The sequence below is a fragment of the Streptomyces sp. NPDC050164 genome (assembly GCF_044459945.1).
GTDB lineage: Bacteria > Actinomycetota > Actinomycetes > Streptomycetales > Streptomycetaceae > Streptomyces > Streptomyces coeruleorubidus_A.
Genome location: NZ_JBITJK010000056.1, coordinates 1 through 18,449, shown reverse-complemented (window position 1 = coordinate 18,449; position 18,449 = coordinate 1). Strand labels below are relative to the sequence as shown.

Genomic DNA, 18,449 nt, shown 5'->3' with positions numbered 1-18,449 from the left:
TGGTCCTCCAGGAGGAATCCAGTGAGCAACAACATCAAGCGGCTGACGGCGGTGGTCGTCGGCCTCGGCATGGCCGGCACGCTCGCCGCGTGCGGGTCGTCCGACGGCGGCCAGGGGTCCGGCGACTCCAAGACCGTCACCCTCGTCAGCCACGATTCGTGGGCCGCCTCGAAGGGCGTCATCGCGGCCTTCGAGAAGCAGTCCGGCTACAAGGTCAAGGTTCTCAAGGACGGCGACGCCGGGCAGGCCGTGAACAAGGCCATCCTGACCAAGGACAACCCGCAGGGCGACGTCTTCTTCGGCGTCGACAACACGCTGCTGTCCCGCGCCCTGGACAACGACCTCTTCCAGTCGTACGAGCCGAAGGGCTCCGACCGGATCAAGCCCGAGTACCGGGCCGACCAGGAGCAGCACCGGGTCACGCCCGTCGACACCGGCGACATCTGCGTCAACTACGACAAGAAGTACTTCGCCGACCACAAGCTCGAACCGCCGCGGAGCTTCGACGACCTGGTCAAACCCCAGTACAAGAACCTCCTGGTCACCGAGAACGCCTCCACCTCCTCGCCCGGCCTCGGCTTCCTGCTCGGCACCGCCGCGAAGTACGGCGACGACGGCTGGCAGGACTACTGGAAGAAGCTCAAGGCCAACGGCGTGAAGGTCGTCGACGGCTGGGAGCAGGCCTACAACGAGGAGTTCTCCGGATCGGCCGGAGGCAAGAAGGCCAAGGGGGACCGGCCGCTCGTCGTGTCGTACGCCTCCTCGCCGCCCGTCGAGGTCGTCTACACCGACCCGAAGCCCGCCGCCGCACCGACCGGGGTCGCGCAGGGCACCTGCTTCCGGCAGGTCGAGTACGCCGGGCTGCTGAGCAACGCGAAGAACACCAAGGGCGGCAAGGCGTTCCTCGACTTCCTGACCAGCGAGCGGTTCCAGGAGGACATGCCGCTCAACATGTACGTGTACCCGGTGCGCGAGGGCGCCCAGGTGCCGCCGGAGTTCGTGAAGTACGGGCCGCAGGCCAAGGACCCGGAGACCATGGACCCGGCGAAGATCGCCGACAACCGTGACCAGTGGGTCAAGTCGTGGACCTCGCTCGTACTGAAGTGACCGTCCGCAAGGACCGTCGCGGGAGCGCGGCGCGGCTCGGACTCATCGCCGTGCCCGTCGCGTTCTTCGCGGTCTTCTTCGCCTACCCCGTCGCCGCGATCGTCGCCCGCGGTCTGAAGGTGGACGGGGTCTGGCAGTTCGGGCGGATCGGGGAGGTGCTGGCGCAGTCCGACGTCCGGCACGTCCTGTGGTTCACCACCTGGCAGGCGATCGTCTCGACGGCGCTCACCCTGCTGATCGCACTGCCCGGCGCGTACGTCTTCGCGCGCTTCGACTTCCCCGGCAAGCAGGTCCTGCGGGCGGTCGTGACCGTGCCGTTCGTGCTGCCGACGGTCGTCGTCGGTACGGCGTTCCTGGCGCTGGTCGGACGCGGCGGGCTGCTGGACGAGCTGTGGGGCGTGCGGCTGGACACCACCGTGTGGGCGATCCTGCTCGCGCACGTCTTCTTCAACTACGCGGTCGTCGTACGGACCGTCGGCGGGCTCTGGGCGCAGCTCGACCCGCGGCAGGAGGAGGCCGCGCGGATGCTCGGAGCGTCGCCCATGAGGGCCTGGCGGCAGGTCACGCTGCCGGCGCTCGCGCCCGCCGTGGCCGCCGCCGCGCTCATGGTCTTCCTGTTCACCTTCACCTCCTTCGGTGTCGTCCAGATCCTCGGCGGGCCCACCTTCTCGACCCTGGAGGTGGAGATCTACCGGCAGACGTCGGAGATCTTCGACCTGTCCACGGCGGCCGTGCTGACGTTGATCCAGTTCGTCGCGGTGGGCGCGATCCTCGCCGTGCACGCCTGGACCGTACGGCGGCGGGAGACCGCGCTGCGGCTGGTGGACCCGTCCGTGACCGCGCGCCGGCCGCGCGGCACCGGGCAGTGGGCGCTGCTGGGCGGGGTGCTCGCCACCGTCGTCGTGCTGCTCCTGCTGCCGCTCGCCGTGCTGGTCCAGCGGTCCCTGGACGCGCCAGGCTTCGGCTCCTACCGGGCCCTGACCAGGGATGACGGCGGGGTGTTCCTGGTGGCGCCGATCGAGGCGATCGGCAATTCGCTGTCGTACGCCGTCGCCGCCACCCTCATCGCCGTGGCTGTCGGGGGGCTCGCCTCCGTCGCGCTCACCCGCCGGGACGCCGGGCGGTTCGTGCGCGGCTTCGACGCGCTGCTGATGCTGCCGCTCGGGGTGTCCGCGGTGACCGTCGGCTTCGGGTTCCTGATCGCCCTCGACGAGCCGCCGCTGGATCTGAGGGCCTCGTGGATCCTGGTGCCGCTCGCCCAGGCGCTGGTCGGTGTGCCGTTCGTCGTGCGGACGATGCTGCCCGTGCTGCGCGCGGTGGACGTGCGGCTGCGGGAGGCGGCCTCGGTGCTGGGGGCCTCGCCCTGGCGGGTGTGGCGTGAGGTGGATCTGCCGATGGTGCGGCGGGCGCTGCTGATCGCGGCCGGGTTCGCCTTCGCCGTGTCGCTCGGGGAGTTCGGGGCGACGGTGTTCATCGCGCGGCCCGACAACCCGACGCTGCCGGTGGCCGTGGCGCGGCTGCTGGGGCGGCCCGGGGAAGTCAACTACGGCCAGGCTATGGCCCTTTCGACGATTCTGATGGTGGTGTGCGCCGTGGCCCTGCTGGTGCTGGAGAGGCTTCGCACCGACCGGACCGGGGAGTTCTGATGCTGCTGGCTCTGCAGGGCGCGACGGTCCGTTTCGGCGGGCGCGCGGCGTTGGACGCCGTCGATCTGGAGGTCGTCGAGCACGAGATCGTGTGCGTGCTCGGGCCCAGCGGCAGCGGCAAGTCGACGCTGCTGCGGGCGGTGGCCGGGCTGCAGCCCCTCGACTCCGGGCGGGTGTCGCTCGACGGGCGCGACCAGGCAGGCGTGCCCGCGCACCGGCGCGGCGTCGGGCTGATGTTCCAGGACCACCAGCTGTTCCCGCAGCGGGACGTGGGCGGCAACGTCGCCTTCGGACTGCGTATGCACGGTACGTCGAAGCGGCAACAGGCCGAGCGCGTACAGGAGTTGCTGGACCTGGTCGGCCTGCCGGGCGCGTCCCGCCGGGCCGTCGCGGCGCTGTCCGGCGGGGAGCAGCAGCGGGTGGCGCTGGCCCGGGCCCTGGCGCCGAGCCCCCGGCTGCTGATGCTGGACGAGCCGCTGGGGCAGCTCGACCGGTCGCTCAGGGAGCGGCTGGTCGTCGAACTGAGGGAACTCTTCGGCCGGTTGGGCACGACCGTGCTCGCCGTGACGCACGACCAGGGGGAGGCCTTCGCGCTGGCCGACCGGGTCGTGGTGATGCGGGACGGGCGGATCGCCCAGTCCGGTACGCCCCTTCAGGTGTGGCAGCGGCCGGCCGACGCGTTCGTGGCCCGCTTCCTCGGCTTCGAGAACGTCGTCGAGGCGACGGTCGGGGCGGAGGCCGCGGACACACCGTGGGGCAAGGTGCCGGTGGGGGAGGGCGCCCCGCAGGGCACACGAACCTTGCTGGTGCGGCCCGCCGGCGTGCGCCTGGTGGCCGCCGGCACGGGCCTGCGCTGCACGGTGACCGCGCGCACCTTCAAGGGCACCCATGTCGCCGTCCACCTCCAGCCGGAGGACGCTCCGCGCCTGGAGGCGGCCTGCGCGCTGCGGTCGGCGCCGGGGGTCGGGGAGGTGGTCGGGGTGGAGTTCGACGCGGCCGAAATCGTGGTGCTCGGCTGATGGGCTGCCGCCTAAGGTGCGGGCCATGACGTTACTCGCGCACGATCGCTACTGCGACGAAATCGCCCACCAGGTCGCTCTGTTGAGGTCCCTGGTGACGTCCGGCGCCGACCTGTCCGGCACCGTGCCGACCTGCCCGGACTGGTCGCTGGAAGATCTGGTCCGGCACATGGGCGGCGCCATGCGCTGGGTGGAGTTCATCGTGCGGACCCGGGCCGAGGAGGAGGTGCCCGAGGAGCGGGTGCCGGGCCTGGCCGGACCCGGAACCCGGGGTGACACCGCCGTACTGGACGCATGGCTGGCGGAGAGCGGCGAGCAGGTCGTCGCAGCGCTGCGGGAGGCCGGGCCGGACACGAAGGTGTGGAGCTGGGCGGGGATCCTCAACTCCGGGTTCTGGGCCCGACGGATGACACACGAGATCACCGTGCACCGCGCGGACGCCACGCTCGCCGCCGGACTGCCCTACGACGTCGCGCGCGACGTGGCCGCCGACGCGATCGACGAGTGGCTCCAGATCGTCGAGTACGTGCAGCGGACGGCTCCGCAGGACACGGTGAGGGAACTGCGCGGCCCGGGCCGCAGCATCCATCTGCACGCCACCGACACCGGGTCCGGCCTGAACGCCGAGTGGCTCGTCGAGCTCACCGAGAACGGTGTCGCCTGGCGCCGGGGCCACGAGAAGGCCACGGTCGCCCTGCGTGGGCCGCTCACCTGCGTCCTGCTCGCGTTCTACCGCCGGCTGCCGCTGGACGCCCCGGAGTTGGAGGTGCTGGGGGAGCGGGAACTGCTGGAGTTCTGGCTGGAGCGGGCGACCTTCGGGTAGGGCCGGAACAGGCGGTGGCCCGCCCCCACGAGGGGGCCGGGCCACCGCCGGGCGCTGATGCGCGGGCGTCAGCTGTCGCCGCTGCTCGCCCCACGACGGCGCATGCCGAAGAACACCGCGCCGCCACCGACGAGGACCAGAACCGCCGCGATGCCGGCGATGATGCCGGTGTTGGAGTTGGCACCCGTCTCGGCGAGGTTGGAGTCACCGGCCGCGGGCGCGGGCGCGTTGCCCGCCGGCGTGGTGCTCTCGCTCTCCGACGGCGACGGAGCCGGGGTGTCGGTCTCCTCGGCCGGCTTCGAGGGGGAGGCCGACGGGGTCGGCGTGGCCGGCTCGGTCGCCGGCGGCTTCTCCTCTTCCTTCTTGCAGGCCGTGGCCGGGGTCACGAGGTTCGGCTTGATGTCCTCGTCGACGTACGGAGTGGCCTTGACGTGGATGCGGTACTCCGCGTTCGGCTTCCAGTTCTCGGCGAAGGTGATGGTGGTGCCTTCGCGTGAGCCCTTGACCACCTGCTCGCCGACCTTCTTCACGTCGGCGCCGTTGTTCTCCAGGTACACGGTGACGGTCGCCGGGATGCCGGCGGGGTCCACGTCGGTGACGGTGATGACGCCCTTGTCGCCATCGCACTTCGCCTCGGCCGAGAACTCGTTGATGTTGCAGGCGAGCGCGTTGCCGGCGGCACCGAGCGCGAGCGCGGCCGAGGCGGAGACGACACCGAGGATCCGCACGGAACGTGCGACGGTACGGCGCGATGCCGTACGACGGGATACGGACAGAACTGCCACGTTTGTCCTTTACAGGATGCGCAAATGCGGGGGGTGGAGGCAGTGTTGACTGAACATCAGCACTACCCAGAGGCTCACAGGTCTATAAGCGTCGCATAAGTAGTGTCAACGCATATGCAGGTTGCAAGCACTTGCTTTGCCAGCTTATTAACCGCCGAGACGTTTCAACGCCTCCGGCGCCTCCTCGATCCGCTCCACCAGCGCGATCCGCGCCTCCATCGAACGGCCCCTGGCCAGCGACCGGAGCAGCGGCCACGTCGGCAGCTTCTCCGTCCAGTGCGCGCGGTTCACCAGCACCATCGGTGTCGGCTCGCCCCGCGACTCGTAGTAGTTGGGCGTCGCGTTGTCGAAGATCTCCTGTACGGTGCCGGCGGCCCCCGGCAGGAACACCACGCCCGCGTTGGACCGGGCCAGCAGGCCGTCCTCGCGGGTGGCGTTGGCGAAGTACTTGGCGATGTGCGACGCGAAGGCGTTCGGCGGCTCGTGGCCGTAGAACCAGGTCGGGATCCCGACGGAACGCCCGCCTTGCGGCCAGCGCGTGCGTATCTCGAAGGCGGCCGACGCCCACTGCGTGACCGACGGCGTGAAGCGCGGTGCCTTGGCGAGCAGTTCGAGCGACTCGGTGAGCATCTCGTCGCCGAACGGGGCGGCGTACGCGCCGAGGTTCGCGGCCTCCATCGCGCCCGGGCCGCCGCCCGTGGCGACGGTGAAACCGGCACGGGCCAGCTCCCGGCCGAGGCGCACCGCCCCCGCGTACTCCTGAGTGCCACGGGCCATCGCGTGGCCGCCCATCACGCCCACGACCCGGGCGCCGGACAGGAGTTCGTCGAGTGCGTCCGAGACGGAGTCGTCGTGGACCGCGCGCAGCATGGAGGCGTAGATGTCCCGGTCCGCCTTCGTGTGCTGGAACCAGGCGTAGGCCCGGGCGTCGGGCGTGGCCTCGTAGCCGTCCGCCAGCGACTCGAAGAGCTCGTCCGGCGAGTAGACGTGGCCGCGGTAGGGGTCGAAGGGCAGGTCCGGGACCGGCGGGAAGACCAGGGCGCCGTCCGTGCGGATCTTGGCGGCGGCCTCCTCGCGCATCGCGCAGCCGAGGAAGACGGCGCCCGCCGTGTCCGTGGTGAGCAGTTCGCGCGTACGGTCCGTCAGGTCGACGGCCTGGACGCGGTGACCGGCGAGCGTGCCGCGCGCCGAGACGGTCGCGTCGAACTCCTCGAGCGTCTCGATCTCACGGTCGTCATGGTGGGCCGCATGGGCGGGCATCGTCTGCACCCGCCCATGCTGGCACAGCCATGTCTCAGCCCTCGACGGCCGACGGGTCCATCCACACGACCTCGAAGGTGTGGCCGTCGACGTCGTCGAAGGCGCGGCCGTACATGAAGCCGTGGTCCTGGGTCTCGCCGGAGACCGAGCCACCGGCCGCGACGGCCTTCTCAACCAGTTCGTCGACCTTCTCGCGGCTCTCGGCGCTCAGCGCGATCAGCACCTCGCTGGTCTTGCGCGAGTCCGCGATCTCCTTCTTGGTGAACTGGGCGTACTTCTCCTTGGTGAGCACCATCAAGACGATGGTGTCGCTGATCACGACCGACGCGGCCGTGTCGTCGCTGAACTGCTCGTTGATCGAGTAGCCGAGCTCCGTGAAGAACTTCTTCGAGGCGCCGAGGTCGCTGACGCACAGGTTCACGAAGATCATCTGCTGGTACATGCGGGGTCTCTCCCATCGGGTCCGTGTCGTTACGTGGGGATAGACCGGGGGCCGGCGCGGAACTCATCGCCGTACGGAGATTTTTTTTCGTACGAGTTGTTCAGCGGGGTCGGCGGGTTCAGCGGGCCAGCGGCAGCGCCGCCAGTTCGGCGACCGTCAGGGTCAGCGGGCCGAACAGGGCGAGCAGCGCGCCCGCGCGCAGGGCGGCGGCGCTTCGCAGCATCGTCGCGGGGGCGCCGAGCCGCAGCAGCGCGGCGGTGGTGTCGGCGCGGGCCTGCCGGGCCTCGACGGTGGCCGTGAGGAGCGTCGCCACGGTGCAGCCGGTCACCAGCAGCACGCCGAGCGTGGTGAGCGGACCGAGCGACAGTCCGTCCGGGGCGTGCAGCAGCGCCATGGCGTACGCGGCCGCCAGCACCGCGCAGACCACGCCCAGGGGGCGGCCGATCCGGGTGGCCTCCGCCATGAGGATCCGGCCGGCCAGGAGCCGGCGGGCGCCGGGGCGGGCCGACTGGAGCAGCCTGCCGCACAGATGGGTCAGGCCCGGACCGGCCAGGGCCAGTCCGACGGCGGCCAGCGCCCAGCCCGCCAGGACGCCGGGGGAGGCGCCGGAGAAGGTGAGGTCGGGGGGCGTGGGGGCGGTACGGCTCGTGTACGTCTCCACGGCGAGACCCGCGGCCAGGGCCGTGATGCCCCAGGGGAGACCGGAGGGGGCGGCGGTGGGGGCGTCGCCGGGCAGGGGGGTGTCCGGCAGGGCCGCGTCGGAAGCGGCGGGGTTGTCGGCGGTGTCCGGTGTCGCGGTGTGCCGGGCCGAGCGCCGCGCGGCGCCCCCGGCCGCGTGCGCGGCGCTCCCGGCCGGGATCACGGCGCTGACGGCGTCCGGTGCCGCCGTCTGAGGGCCGGACGGCTCGGCGGGGTCCTCGACCACGCTCACCGTGCTCCCGGCGCCCCGGGCGGTCGAGCCCGTGGCCGCAGCCGGGACGGACGCGCCCGTCCGCGCCGCCGGCGGCCCGCCGTTGCGCCCGGCCGACTCGGTGGGATCGGTGGGTCCGGTGGGTCCGGTGGGTCCGGTGGCGCGACCGTGCGAAGGCCGGACGATCTGCCGGCCGAAACGGCCGTACGTCCCGGCCGCCCGGGACGGGGCCGGGCCGGCCTCCCTCGGCCGCAGCGCCAGTGCCACCGCCACCGACGCGGCTGCGGGCACGATCGCGAGCAGTGTCAGGGCTCCCGGCAGCGGCAGCGGCTGGTCCGCCGCGAGGGACTCGGCGGCCGCGCCGTCGAAGGGCATGCCCGTCAGGTCGCCGCGCAGGTGCAGGAAGAACAGCAGGGCCAGCATCGAGCCCAGCGTGCAGGACAGGGCCGTCGTCGTCGCCGAGACGGCCATCAGGCGCAGCGGACCGAGGCCGATCGCGGAGAGGCCGGGGCGGGGCTTGGTACCGGGGTCGGTACGGGCCACCGCGACCGCGAAGTACACCGTGGCGGCCAGGGGAGCCAGGCACCAGGCCAGGCGCAGCAGGGCGGCGCCGGTGGAGCCGGGGTGGCCCAGCGCGTAGCCCAGGGCGCAGAGCAACAGGAAACCCGTCCCCGCCGAGGCCGCCGCGACCAGGAGGCGGCGCAGCTGGACGGCGGGGCGGGCGCCGCGGGTCAGACGGAGAGCGAGCACGCGGCCCGGCCTTCCGTCTCGGTGTGCTCGGCGACCGGCGGCAGGTGCACCGTCTGCACGCGCCGCCCGTCGAGCAGGGACACCGTGCGGTCGGCGAGCGCCGCGGTCTGCGCGTCGTGCGTGGCCAGGACCACCGTGATGCCGTGGGAGCGGGCCGCCGTGGTGAGGGTGCGCAGCACATGGGCGCGGTCAGCGCGGTGCAGGGGCGCCGTGGGCTCGTCGGCGAACAGCACCGACGGGGCGGGGGCGAGGGCGCGGGCGATGCACACCCGCTGCCGCTCGGCCTGCACCAGCTGGTGCGGGCGTTTGCGGGCGCCCTCGCCGATGTCCAGGCGCTCCAGCCACTCCAGGGCCACGGTCTTGGCGCGGCGGCGGCTGGTGCCGCGCAGCATCAGCGGCAGGGCGGCGTTCTCCCAGGCGTTGAGCTCCGGGACCAGCGAGGGGGCCGGGTCGATCCAGCCGAAGCGGTCCCGGCGCAGCCGCTCGCGGGTGAGGGGGCCCATGGTGTGCACGGGCATGCTGTTGAACCAGACCTCGCCGCGCCGGACGGGCACCAGGCCGGACAGACACCGCAGCAGGGTCGTCTTGCCGCTGCCGCGCGGGCCGCTGACGGCGAGGATCTCGCCCTCCCGGACACCGAGCGAGACACCGCTGAGCGCGGGGGAGCCGTCGTCGTGCTGGAAGTGCAGGGCGCGTGCCCAGAGCACGTCGTTGTCAGGCGGGGCCTCCATGGGCGTACACCTCGGTTCAGATCCGTAGTTCCCGTGTCCATCCCCCGTGCGGGGGAACGAAGGCAGGGCCGATCGGTCACTGGCACGCTAGGCAGAAGGCGGCGGGACGCCGGACAGCACGCGGCCCCGGTCCGCCGTTTCTCACTCGAACGGGGGGCACCGGGGCCGGTGTTGATCATCCAGGCAGACGATCGGAGCGACGATCGGGGCGACGGTCAGAGCTTCGTCCACGCCTCCGACAGGGTGGCGCGCAGGATCTGCTCGATCTCGTCGAACGTCGACTGGTCGGAGATCAGCGGCGGGGCGAGCTGGACGACCGGGTCGCCGCGGTCGTCGGCGCGGCAGTACAAGCCGTTGTCGTACAGCTTCTTGGAGAGGAAGCCGTACAGGATCCGCTCGGTCTCGTCCGCGTCGAAGGACTCCTTGGTCGCCTTGTCCTTGACCAGCTCGATGCCGTAGAAGAAGCCGTTGCCGCGGACGTCGCCGACGATCGGCAGGTCGTGGAGCTTGTCCAGGGTGGAGCGGAACGCGCCCTCGTTGTCGAGGACGTGCTGGGTGAGGTTCTCGCGCTCGAAGAGGTCGAGGTTGGCCAGGCCCACGGCCGCGGAGACCGGGTGGCCGCCGAAGGTGTAGCCGTGCAGGAAGGTGTTGTCGCCCTTGTAGAACGGCTCGGCCAGGCGGTCGGAGACGATGCAGGCGCCGATCGGGGAGTAGCCCGAGGTCATGCCCTTGGCGCAGGTGATCATGTCCGGGACGTAGTCGAACTTGTCGCAGGCGAAGATCGTGCCCAGCCGGCCGAAGGCGCAGATGACCTCGTCGGAGACGAGCAGCACGTCGTACTGGTCGCAGATCTCGCGGACGCGCTGGAAGTAGCCGGGCGGGGGCGGGAAGCAGCCGCCCGCGTTCTGCACCGGCTCCAGGAAGACCGCGGCGACCGTGTCCGGGCCCTCGAAGAGGATCTGCTGCTCGATCTGGTCGGCGGCCCAGCGGCCGAAGGCCTCGGGGTCGTCGCCGTGGATCGGTGCCCGGTAGATGTTCGTGTTGGGGACCTTGTGGGCGCCCGGGACGAGGGGCTCGAAGGGCGCCTTCAGCGCGGGCAGGCCGGTGATGGACAAGGCGCCCTGCGGGGTGCCGTGGTAGGCGACCGCACGAGAGATGACCTTGTACTTGGTGGGCTTGCCGACCAGCTTGAAGTACTGCTTGGCGAGCTTCCAGGCGGTCTCGACGGCCTCGCCGCCGCCGGTCGTGAAGAAGACCTTGTTCAGGTCGCCCGGGGCGTGGTGCGCGAGGCGCTCGGCCAGCTCGACGGCCTTGGGATGGGCGTAGGACCACACCGGGAAGAACGCCAGCTCCTGCGCCTGCTTGGAGGCGGTCTCGGCGAGCTCGACGCGGCCGTGCCCGGCCTGCACCACGAACAGGCCGGCGAGACCGTCCAGGTAGCGCTTGCCCTGGTCGTCGTAGATGTACGTGCCCTCGCCCCGGACGATGGTGGGGACGGGGGCCTTCTCGTACGACGACATGCGCGTGAAGTGCATCCACAGGTGGTCGTACGCGGTCTGGGAGAGGTCCTTGCTCACGGCTATCGGGTCCTCACGGTTATCGGGTCCCCCACATGTAGGTCTGCTTCTTGAGCTTGAGGTAGACGAAGCTCTCGGTGGAGCGCACTCCGGGGACGGCCCGGATGCGTTTGTTGATGACGTCCAGGAGGTGGTCGTCGTCCTCGCAGACGATCTCCACCATCAGGTCGAAGGAGCCTGCGGTCATCACCACGTACTCGCACTCGGACATGGCCGTCAGCGCGTCCGCCACCGACTCCACGTCGCCCTCGACGTTGACGCCGACCATCGCCTGTCTGCGGAAGCCCACGGTGAGCGGGTCCGTGACGGCGACGATCTGCATCACGCCCTGGTCGAGCAGCTTCTGGACGCGCTGGCGCACGGCCGCCTCGGACAGGCCCACGGCCTTGCCGATGGCGGCGTACGGCCGGCGGCCGTCCTCCTGCAGCTGCTCGATGATGGCGAGGGAGACGGCGTCCAACTGCGGCGAGCTGCCGTTCCTGGACTCGCGGGAGGACTCGCGGTGCTCCCGCGAGCCCTTCTGGTCTGCGCTTCGACTGGCCACGAGCTCACTGTGCACGAGGTCTCGACACTTCCGCAAGCCTCGATCGATGAAATCCGTTGTTTAGGTAGCCGACTCCTGCGGATTCCGCATGCTCGAAGGGAGCGGGGGTGTTGAAAACGTGGGTCAGCCGACTAGGGTGGGTGTCTCAAGTACTGGACATCCGAACTGGAGGGCCGGCAGTGAGCACCGAGCTGCGTCGTCTGCGCAACTACATCGGCGGTGAGTTCCGGGACGCCGCCGACGGACGGACCACCGAGGTGGTCAATCCCGCGACGGGCGAGGCGTACGCGACCGCTCCGCTGTCCGGGCAGGCGGACGTGGACGCCGCGATGGCGGCGGCCGCCGAGGCCTTCCCCGGCTGGCGCGACACCACGCCCGCCGAGCGCCAGAAGGCCCTGCTGAAGATCGCGGACGCCTTCGAGGAGCGCGCCGAGGAGCTGATCGCGGCCGAGGTGGAGAACACGGGCAAGCCGGTCGGGCTGACCCGCTCCGAGGAGATCCCGCCGATGGTCGACCAGGTCCGCTTCTTCGCGGGCGCGGCCCGGATGCTGGAGGGCCGCTCGGCCGGCGAGTACATGGAGGGCCTGACCTCCATCGTCCGCCGCGAGCCGGTCGGCGTCTGCGCGCAGGTCGCGCCGTGGAACTACCCGATGATGATGGCCGTGTGGAAGTTCGCCCCGGCGATCGCGGCGGGCAACACGGTCGTGCTGAAGCCGTCCGACACCACCCCGGCGTCCACGGTGCTGATCGCGGAGATCCTCGGCGGGATCCTGCCGAAGGGCGTCTTCAACGTCATCTGCGGCGACCGCGAGACCGGCCGCATGATGGTCGAGCACGAGATCCCGGCGATGGCCTCCATCACCGGCTCGGTGCGCGCCGGCATCAAGGTCGCCGAGTCCGCCTCCAAGGACGTCAAGCGCGTCCACCTGGAGCTGGGCGGCAAGGCGCCGGTCGTCGTCTTCGAGGACACCGACATCGCCAAGGCCGTCGAGGACATCTCGGTCGCGGGCTACTTCAACGCCGGCCAGGACTGCACGGCCGCCACGCGCGTGCTCGTCCACGAGTCCATCCACGACGAGTTCGTCTCCGCGCTGTCGAAGGCCGCCGCCGAGACCAGGACCGGGCAGCCGGACGACGAGGACGTGCTGTTCGGCCCGCTCAACAACCCCAACCAGCTCAAGCAGGTCGAGGGCTTCATCGAGCGGCTGCCCGCGCACGCGCGCGTGGAGACCGGCGGCAAGCGGGTCGGAGACAAGGGCTACTTCTACGCGCCGACCGTCGTCTCGGGCCTCAAGCAGGACGACGAGATCATCCAGAAGGAGGTCTTCGGCCCGGTCATCACCGTGCAGTCCTTCACGGACGAGGACCAGGCGGTGCAGTGGGCCAACGGCGTCGAGTACGCGCTCGCCTCCTCCGTGTGGACCAAGGACCACGGCCGCGCCATGCGGATGTCCAAGAAGCTCGACTTCGGCTGCGTCTGGATCAACACGCACATCCCGCTGGTCGCCGAGATGCCGCACGGCGGCTTCAAGAAGTCCGGCTACGGCAAGGACCTGTCGGCGTACGGCTTCGACGACTACACGCGGATCAAGCACGTGATGACGTCGTTGGACTCGTAATCCCCGGGCCGAACTGCCCGCGGCCCCGGACGGTCGGCTTCCGTCCGGGGCCGCGGTGTTGTTCGGCCGGCGGCCGTACGAACGCCGAGATCTCCCGGCCACTCCGAAAAAGTGTTATCGCGGTTCCTTCACGACGTCTCCACCCTGTGATCCCCGACATAGCGCAGACCCCGGGACCGGCTGAGAGGGTGCGTGCGGAACATCAGTGAACCCAGGCGTCGAGAGGCCACCGTGGACAGTCAGCACTGGCGCGCCACCATCACGGCGGCGCAGTCCGGCGACCGGCAGGCGCTGGACGAGCTGGTCGCGGGCTGGCTGCCGCTGGTCTACAACATCGTGGGCCGGGCCCTGAACGGTCACGCCGATGTCGACGACGTCGTCCAGGAGACCATGCTCCGCGCGGTCGACAACCTCGGCTCGCTGCGCGACCCGGACAGCTTCCGGTCCTGGCTGGTGGCGATCGCCGTGCGCCAGATACGCGACCGCGCCCGGCGCCGCACCCCGGACCGGCTGGAGGAGGCCGCTGCCTCCGACTTCGCCGAACTGACCGTGCTGCGCCTCCAGTTGGAGGGGCAGCGGCGTGAGGTCGCCGAGGCCGTGCGGTGGCTGGACGACGAGGACCGGCAACTGCTGTCGCTGTGGTGGCTGGAGGTCGCGGGCGAACTGACCCGGCGCGAACTGGCCGCCGCCGTCGGCATCACCCGGCAGCACGCCGCCGTGCGCGTCCAGCGGATGAAGGAGCGCCTGGAGACCTCGCGCGGCATCGTCCGCGCCCTCGACGGCGCCTGCCCCGGCCTGCGCGAGCTGACCGGCCGCTGGAACGGCCGGCCCGACTCGGTGTGGCGCAAGCGGCTGGCCCGGCACATCCGCGGCTGCGGCTACTGCGGCGACCCCCGCGAGACGGTCGTACCGGCGGAACGCCTCCTCGTCGGCATCGCGCTCGTCCCGCTGCCCGTCGGGTTCACGCTGTCGCTCGCCTTCGGCGGCAAGACGGCCGTGGCCGCCACCTCCGCCGGGTGGTCCGCCAAGGTGCTGGGCGCGCTCACCAAGCCGGCCGTCGCGATGACGGCCGGCGCGACGATCGTGGCGGGCGGCGCGTATGTCGTCACCCAGCCACCGGACGCCCCGCCGCCCCGGGCCGCGGTCACCCCCACGGCGACGGCCACTTCCGAACCGCCGCCCTCCGCCACGCCCACCCCCACGCCCACCCCCACGCCCTCCCCGTCGGCGACGAAGAAGGCCGACCTGTACGGCACGGTCGTCGACGCCGTCGACCGCGCCCCCGACCCGGACGCCCGGCCCGCCGCCCTGCCCCGCCGCCCCGAGTCCGGCATCACCAGCACCGGCGGCCCGAGGGCCGTGATGCAACACCGTGGCGACAGCGTGACGCTGAGCGGGCAGGGCTATGTCCTGGTCCGCTGGCAGATCTCGCCGCACGCCCGGCCCGGCGCGGTGGTCATGCCGACCTGGACCGGCCTGAAGGGCAAGCTGTTCCACGTGGCCTCCGGCGGCTCGCGCCGCATGGACGACCCGCTGCCCGGCGCCCCGAACGGCTACGTCACCGGCATGGGCGGCCCCGACATCGGATACGCGGTGCTGCCGCCCGGCACCCAGCAGATGTGGCAGAACGAGTACTTCTACGTCGACGGCACCGTCACCCTCACCCAGAACGAACGCGGCTGCGACTACGGCATCGCCGTCTTCCCGTCGAGCTGGCAGGCCGTGGACAAGGACGTCAACGACGGCCCCGCCCAGGGCGCGATCCGCTACGGCCTCGTCCGCGACACCGGCACGGACAGCGCGCCGGTGCCGCAGTACGTCACGCGTTCGACCCCGGCCGATCCGGCGACGGTCGCGCAGCGCTCGCGCGTGTAGCGCACAGCACGTCGATGCGGTTGGTCGTGATCGAGTCCACGCCCGCGTCCAGCAGCCGTCGCATGGAGCGGCGCGTGTCGGGGGTCCAGACGGACAGCAGGTAGCCGTCGCGGTGGACGCGGTCGGCGAGGGCCCGGTCCACCAGCGAGAAGCGGTAGTTGAGCCAGCGCGGGCGGACCGCCTCCAGCAGGACGGGCCGGGGCGGGGCCAGCGTCGTCCAGGTGAGCGCGATCTCGGCGGCCGGGTCCGCCGCGCGCACGGCGAGCATGGCGTCGGCGCCCGCGCAGTAGTAGACGCGGTCCGCCGCCCCGGCCTCCCGTACGGCGTCCATCACCCGCCGCACCGCCCGCACGTCGGGCGAGCCGGGCAGGTCGATCATCACCCGGTGGCCGCCGGTCGCGGCCAGCGCCTCCGTCAGGGCCGGAACCCCGCCGCCGGTCAGCCCGCGCACCTCCTCCCAGGACAGCGCGAGCACCGGCCGCTCCTGCTCCCAGAGCCGCTTCAACGTGTCGTCGTGCAGCAGCACCGGCACGCCGTCCCTGGTCAGCCGTACGTCGATCTCCACCGCGTCCGCGCCCCGGTCGAGCGCGGAACGCAGTGAGGCGACGGTGTTCTCGCGGTGGCGGTAGGGGTCGCCCCGGTGGGCCACGGCGGTCACGAGTCGCCAGGGGTGCTCGGGGGAGGGCGTCACCGGTCGAGCCACCCAGCGGTGTACGTGTCGATCTCCTCGTTGATCCGGGCCTTGCCCGCCGTGTCCAGGAAGGACGCCTCGACGGCGTTCTTCGCCAGCTCGGCCAGGCCCCGCTCGTCGAGGTCGAGCAGCCGGGCGGCGACCGCGTACTCGTTGTCGAGGTCGGTGCCGAACATCGGCGGGTCGTCGGAGTTGATCGTGACGATGACCCCGGCCTCGGCGAACTCCTTGATCGGGTGCTCGTCGAGGGTGCGGACCGCCCGCGTGGCGATGTTGGAGGTCGGGCACACCTCCAGCGGGATCCGGTGCTCGGCGAGGTGCGCGAGGAGCTTCGGGTCCTGCGCGGAGCTGGTGCCGTGGCCGATGCGCTCGGCCCGCAGATGCGTCAGGGCGTCCCACACCGTCTGCGGGCCGGTGGTCTCGCCGGCGTGTGGTACGGAGTGCAGCCCGGCGGCGATCGCCCGGTCGAAGTACGGCTTGAACTGCGGACGCGGCACGCCGACTTCGGGCCCGCCCAGACCGAAGGAGACCAGGCCCTCCGGGCGCAGCCGGTCGTCGGTGGCGAGCCGGGTCGTCTCCTCGGCGGCTTCGAGTCCGGCCTCGCCGGGGATGTCGAAGCACCAGCGCAGCACGGTCCCGAAGTCGGCCTCTGCGGCCTTGCGGGCGTCCTCGATCGCGTCCATGAAGGCGCGTTCGTCGATGCCGCGGCGCGTGGAGGAGAACGGGGTGATGGTCAGCTCGGCGTACCGCACCTGTTGCCGGGCCAGGTCACGGGCCACCTCGTAGGTCAGCAGCCGGACGTCCTCCGGGGTGCGGATCAGGTCGACGACCGACAGGTACACCTCGATGAAGTGGGCGAAGTCGGTGAAGGAGAAGTAGTCGACCAGGGCAGCGGGGTCGGTCGGGACCCTCGAGTCGGGGTGGCGGGCGGCCAGCTCGGACACGATCCGGGGGGAGGCGGAGCCCACGTGGTGCACATGCAGTTCGGCCTTGGGCAGCCCGGCGACGAAGGCCTTCAGGTCGCGCGGGGCATGCGGGTCGACGAGATGCTCGGTCAAGGGTTCCTCCCCGGAACGGCGCCCCTGTCGGCGCGTGGCGGGCGGGGCGCGGGTGATCGGCTGATCGATGACTCGGATTCATCGTAGGCCGTGGGGGAGAGCCCCTTTCCGGGGGCGCGGGGCTGTATCGCTGTACGGCTCCGCCGCGTGGGCGCGAGCAACCCCCGCACCCGCACTGTGGCACGCACCGAACGGCCCCGTAGCATGGCGGCACGATCGACCCAGGGGGGATGCACCATGACGGACCCGACGCAGCCCGGTTCAGGCGGCGGCCACGACCCGTGGGCGCCCCCGGAGAACCGGCCGTCGCTCAACAAGGACCAGCCCCCCACCGCAGGGCCGCCCTCCGTGCACGACCAGGCCACGGTCACCTCGATGCCGACCGCGGGTTTCACCCCGCCCACCGGCACGCCGCAGTTCGACACCTCGGGCACCGGCGCGGTCCCACCCCCACCCGCCGCCCCCGGCGGGTACGGCTACCCCGGCTACCCCCAGGCGGGCTACGGCTGGCCCGGTATGCCGCCTGCCCCCCAGAACGGCATGGGCGTCGCCGCGATGGTGCTGGGCATCATCTCCTGCACGCTCTTCTGTCTGTACGGCGTGGTCTCCCTGGTCACCGGCATCCTCGCGGTCGTCTTCGGCATCAAGGGCCGCAAGCGCGCCGAGGCGGGAGTGGCCAGCAATCACGGTCAGGCCCAGGCGGGCCTGATCATGGGCATCATCGGGATCATCCTCGGCATCGCGGTGATCGTCCTGATAGCCGTCGGCATCACGGCCGCGATCAACAGCGACGAACCGTACGACGATCCGTACTACGGCGCCCAAGCCCCGGTCGCCACCGCCCCGTCCCACCACTGAAACAGCCGTACTACGCGGCGGACTTGGCCACTACGATTCCCTGGTCTGACAACGGAGGGGAGATCGTCCATGTCCAACACCAATCCCACGCCCGGTGGGTTCGGTCCGCCGTCCCAGCCCCCGCAGCAGCCGGCCCCCGGCTACGGCTATCCGCAGCAGGGCGGCCCCGGCTACGGCTACCCCCAGGGCAGCCCCGGCTACCCGGCCGCGCCGCCCGCGGGCTACCCCCAGGCGCCCGGCTACGCGATGCCCGCGCAGCCGAGCAACGGCATGGGAACCACGGGGCTGGTGCTGGGCATCATCGGCGTGGTGTGCAGCGTGACCTTCCTGCTGTGGTTCTTCGGCGTGATCCTGGGCATCCTGGCGATCATCTTCGGTGCCATCGGCCGGGGCAGGGCCACCCGAGGTGAGGCCACCAACAAGGGCGCGGCGACCGCCGGACTGGTCTGCGGCATCATCGCCACCGTGATCCTGCCGCTGCTGGGCTTCCTGCTCTTCGCCAGCGTCATGGGCGGGCTCGGCGCGGCTGCCTGAAGCTGCTGCCTCACAGGAGGGGGTCGGCCCCCATGGGCCGGCCCCCGAGTCATGCCCCGCCTAGGGTCTGTCGTTTGGACAGGTCGCAGGGAATCGACGGCATCTCTTCAGCCCCGCGTCTGCGACGTGATCCAAACGACAGGCCCTAGGTGTATTGATCACGAGCGTTGTTAACACTGGCCGGGCTTGATCATGGCGAAGGCCCCCGTGTGTGGTGGAG

General features: G+C 71.5%; 17 protein-coding genes. 8 read left to right on the top strand and 9 right to left on the bottom strand.

Annotated elements, in window-relative coordinates; all coding sequences use genetic code 11:
* The first annotated feature begins 69 nt into the window (after positions 1-69).
* From ACIBNA_RS41440 to ACIBNA_RS41425, 4 genes are read left to right on the top strand one after another with little or no spacing between them, the layout of a single operon-like run.
* Positions 70-1,107 carry a thiamine ABC transporter substrate binding subunit gene (locus ACIBNA_RS41440; protein WP_399170533.1) on the top strand — a complete coding sequence of 346 codons (1,038 nt, stop codon included), beginning with the start codon at positions 70-72 and terminating at the stop codon, positions 1,105-1,107.
* On the top strand, positions 1,083-2,753 hold the full coding sequence (locus ACIBNA_RS41435; RefSeq protein ID WP_399170498.1) for an ABC transporter permease: 1,671 nt from the start codon (positions 1,083-1,085) through the stop codon (positions 2,751-2,753). The genes ACIBNA_RS41440 and ACIBNA_RS41435 overlap by 25 nt, the downstream gene beginning before the upstream one ends.
* Positions 2,753-3,772 carry an ABC transporter ATP-binding protein gene (locus tag ACIBNA_RS41430; RefSeq protein WP_399170497.1) on the top strand — a complete coding sequence of 340 codons (1,020 nt, stop codon included), beginning with the start codon at positions 2,753-2,755 and terminating at the stop codon, positions 3,770-3,772. The genes ACIBNA_RS41435 and ACIBNA_RS41430 overlap by 1 nt, the downstream gene beginning before the upstream one ends.
* Positions 3,773-3,797: 25 nt before the next feature.
* Entirely contained in the window at positions 3,798-4,595 is a 798-nt protein-coding gene (locus tag ACIBNA_RS41425; RefSeq protein WP_399170495.1) for a maleylpyruvate isomerase family mycothiol-dependent enzyme, read from the top strand.
* Between the two features lie 68 nt (positions 4,596-4,663).
* Here the strand turns inward: ACIBNA_RS41425 and ACIBNA_RS41420 are convergent, their stop codons facing one another.
* The 7 genes from ACIBNA_RS41420 to ACIBNA_RS41390 all read right to left on the bottom strand — a co-directional run bounded on the left by ACIBNA_RS41420 (position 4,664) and on the right by ACIBNA_RS41390 (position 11,609).
* The gene (locus ACIBNA_RS41420; RefSeq protein ID WP_399170492.1) at positions 4,664-5,323 is read right to left on the bottom strand and encodes an LAETG motif-containing sortase-dependent surface protein; all 660 of its coding nucleotides are present in this window, start codon (positions 5,321-5,323) and stop codon (positions 4,664-4,666) included.
* A 204-nt stretch (positions 5,324-5,527) separates the two neighbouring features.
* Complete coding sequence (locus tag ACIBNA_RS41415) at positions 5,528-6,649, bottom strand: LOG family protein (protein WP_399170491.1); 1,122 nt, start codon at positions 6,647-6,649, stop codon at positions 5,528-5,530.
* A gap of 25 nt (positions 6,650-6,674) precedes the next feature.
* Positions 6,675-7,082 carry a VOC family protein gene (locus tag ACIBNA_RS41410; protein ID WP_399170490.1) on the bottom strand — a complete coding sequence of 136 codons (408 nt, stop codon included), beginning with the start codon at positions 7,080-7,082 and terminating at the stop codon, positions 6,675-6,677.
* Between the two features lie 118 nt (positions 7,083-7,200).
* On the bottom strand, positions 7,201-8,742 hold the full coding sequence (locus ACIBNA_RS41405; RefSeq protein WP_399170489.1) for a hypothetical protein: 1,542 nt from the start codon (positions 8,740-8,742) through the stop codon (positions 7,201-7,203).
* Positions 8,724-9,473: an ABC transporter ATP-binding protein gene (locus tag ACIBNA_RS41400; protein WP_399170488.1), complete on the bottom strand. Its 750-nt coding sequence runs from the start codon at positions 9,471-9,473 to the stop codon at positions 8,724-8,726. The genes ACIBNA_RS41405 and ACIBNA_RS41400 overlap by 19 nt, the downstream gene beginning before the upstream one ends.
* 215 nt (positions 9,474-9,688) lie before the next feature.
* Positions 9,689-11,050, bottom strand: a complete 1,362-nt coding sequence (locus ACIBNA_RS41395) for an aspartate aminotransferase family protein (protein ID WP_274820082.1) — start codon at positions 11,048-11,050, stop codon at positions 9,689-9,691.
* Positions 11,051-11,069: 19 nt separating this feature from the next.
* Positions 11,070-11,609 carry an Lrp/AsnC family transcriptional regulator gene (locus tag ACIBNA_RS41390; RefSeq protein WP_274820084.1) on the bottom strand — a complete coding sequence of 180 codons (540 nt, stop codon included), beginning with the start codon at positions 11,607-11,609 and terminating at the stop codon, positions 11,070-11,072.
* Between the two features lie 164 nt (positions 11,610-11,773).
* Between ACIBNA_RS41390 and ACIBNA_RS41385 the strand changes: the two genes are divergently transcribed.
* On the top strand, positions 11,774-13,213 hold the full coding sequence (locus ACIBNA_RS41385) for a gamma-aminobutyraldehyde dehydrogenase (protein ID WP_399170487.1): 1,440 nt from the start codon (positions 11,774-11,776) through the stop codon (positions 13,211-13,213).
* A 231-nt stretch (positions 13,214-13,444) separates the two neighbouring features.
* Positions 13,445-15,088 (top strand): RNA polymerase sigma factor, encoded by a 1,644-nt coding sequence (locus tag ACIBNA_RS41380; protein WP_399170486.1) that lies wholly within the window; start codon positions 13,445-13,447, stop codon positions 15,086-15,088.
* On the opposite strand, the gene ACIBNA_RS41375 is transcribed toward ACIBNA_RS41380, so the two are convergent.
* Together ACIBNA_RS41375 and ACIBNA_RS41370 are read right to left on the bottom strand one after the other, a co-directional pair.
* Entirely contained in the window at positions 15,033-15,779 is a 747-nt protein-coding gene (locus ACIBNA_RS41375) for a glycerophosphodiester phosphodiesterase (protein ID WP_399170485.1), read from the bottom strand. The two genes, ACIBNA_RS41380 and ACIBNA_RS41375, sit on opposite strands and share 56 nt — an antisense overlap.
* Entirely contained in the window at positions 15,776-16,894 is a 1,119-nt protein-coding gene (locus ACIBNA_RS41370; protein ID WP_399170532.1) for an adenosine deaminase, read from the bottom strand. Before ACIBNA_RS41370 ends, ACIBNA_RS41375 begins: the two co-directional genes overlap by 4 nt.
* A 180-nt stretch (positions 16,895-17,074) precedes the next feature.
* Here ACIBNA_RS41370 and ACIBNA_RS41365 point away from each other — a divergent pair, with 180 nt between their 5' ends.
* Positions 17,075-17,695 carry a DUF4190 domain-containing protein gene (locus ACIBNA_RS41365; protein WP_399170484.1) on the top strand — a complete coding sequence of 207 codons (621 nt, stop codon included), beginning with the start codon at positions 17,075-17,077 and terminating at the stop codon, positions 17,693-17,695.
* 69 nt (positions 17,696-17,764) lie between these two features.
* Positions 17,765-18,229: a DUF4190 domain-containing protein gene (locus ACIBNA_RS41360; protein ID WP_399170483.1), complete on the top strand. Its 465-nt coding sequence runs from the start codon at positions 17,765-17,767 to the stop codon at positions 18,227-18,229.
* The last annotated feature ends 220 nt before the right edge of the window (positions 18,230-18,449 follow it).

What these genes read in the sequence shown, in the direction of transcription:
- ACIBNA_RS41425 (WP_399170495.1), top strand. Translation starts at nt 3,798, where the DNA reads ATGACGTTACTCGCGCACGATCGCTACTGCGACGAAATCGCCCACCAG.
- ACIBNA_RS41430 (WP_399170497.1), top strand. Translation starts at nt 2,753, where the DNA reads ATGCTGCTGGCTCTGCAGGGCGCGACGGTCCGTTTCGGCGGGCGCGCG.
- ACIBNA_RS41440 (WP_399170533.1), top strand. Translation starts at nt 70, where the DNA reads ATGGCCGGCACGCTCGCCGCGTGCGGGTCGTCCGACGGCGGCCAGGGG.
- ACIBNA_RS41365 (WP_399170484.1), top strand. Translation starts at nt 17,075, where the DNA reads ATGACGGACCCGACGCAGCCCGGTTCAGGCGGCGGCCACGACCCGTGG.
- ACIBNA_RS41400 (WP_399170488.1), bottom strand. Translation starts at nt 9,473, where the DNA reads ATGGAGGCCCCGCCTGACAACGACGTGCTCTGGGCACGCGCCCTGCAC.
- ACIBNA_RS41360 (WP_399170483.1), top strand. Translation starts at nt 17,765, where the DNA reads ATGTCCAACACCAATCCCACGCCCGGTGGGTTCGGTCCGCCGTCCCAG.
- ACIBNA_RS41410 (WP_399170490.1), bottom strand. Translation starts at nt 7,082, where the DNA reads ATGTACCAGCAGATGATCTTCGTGAACCTGTGCGTCAGCGACCTCGGC.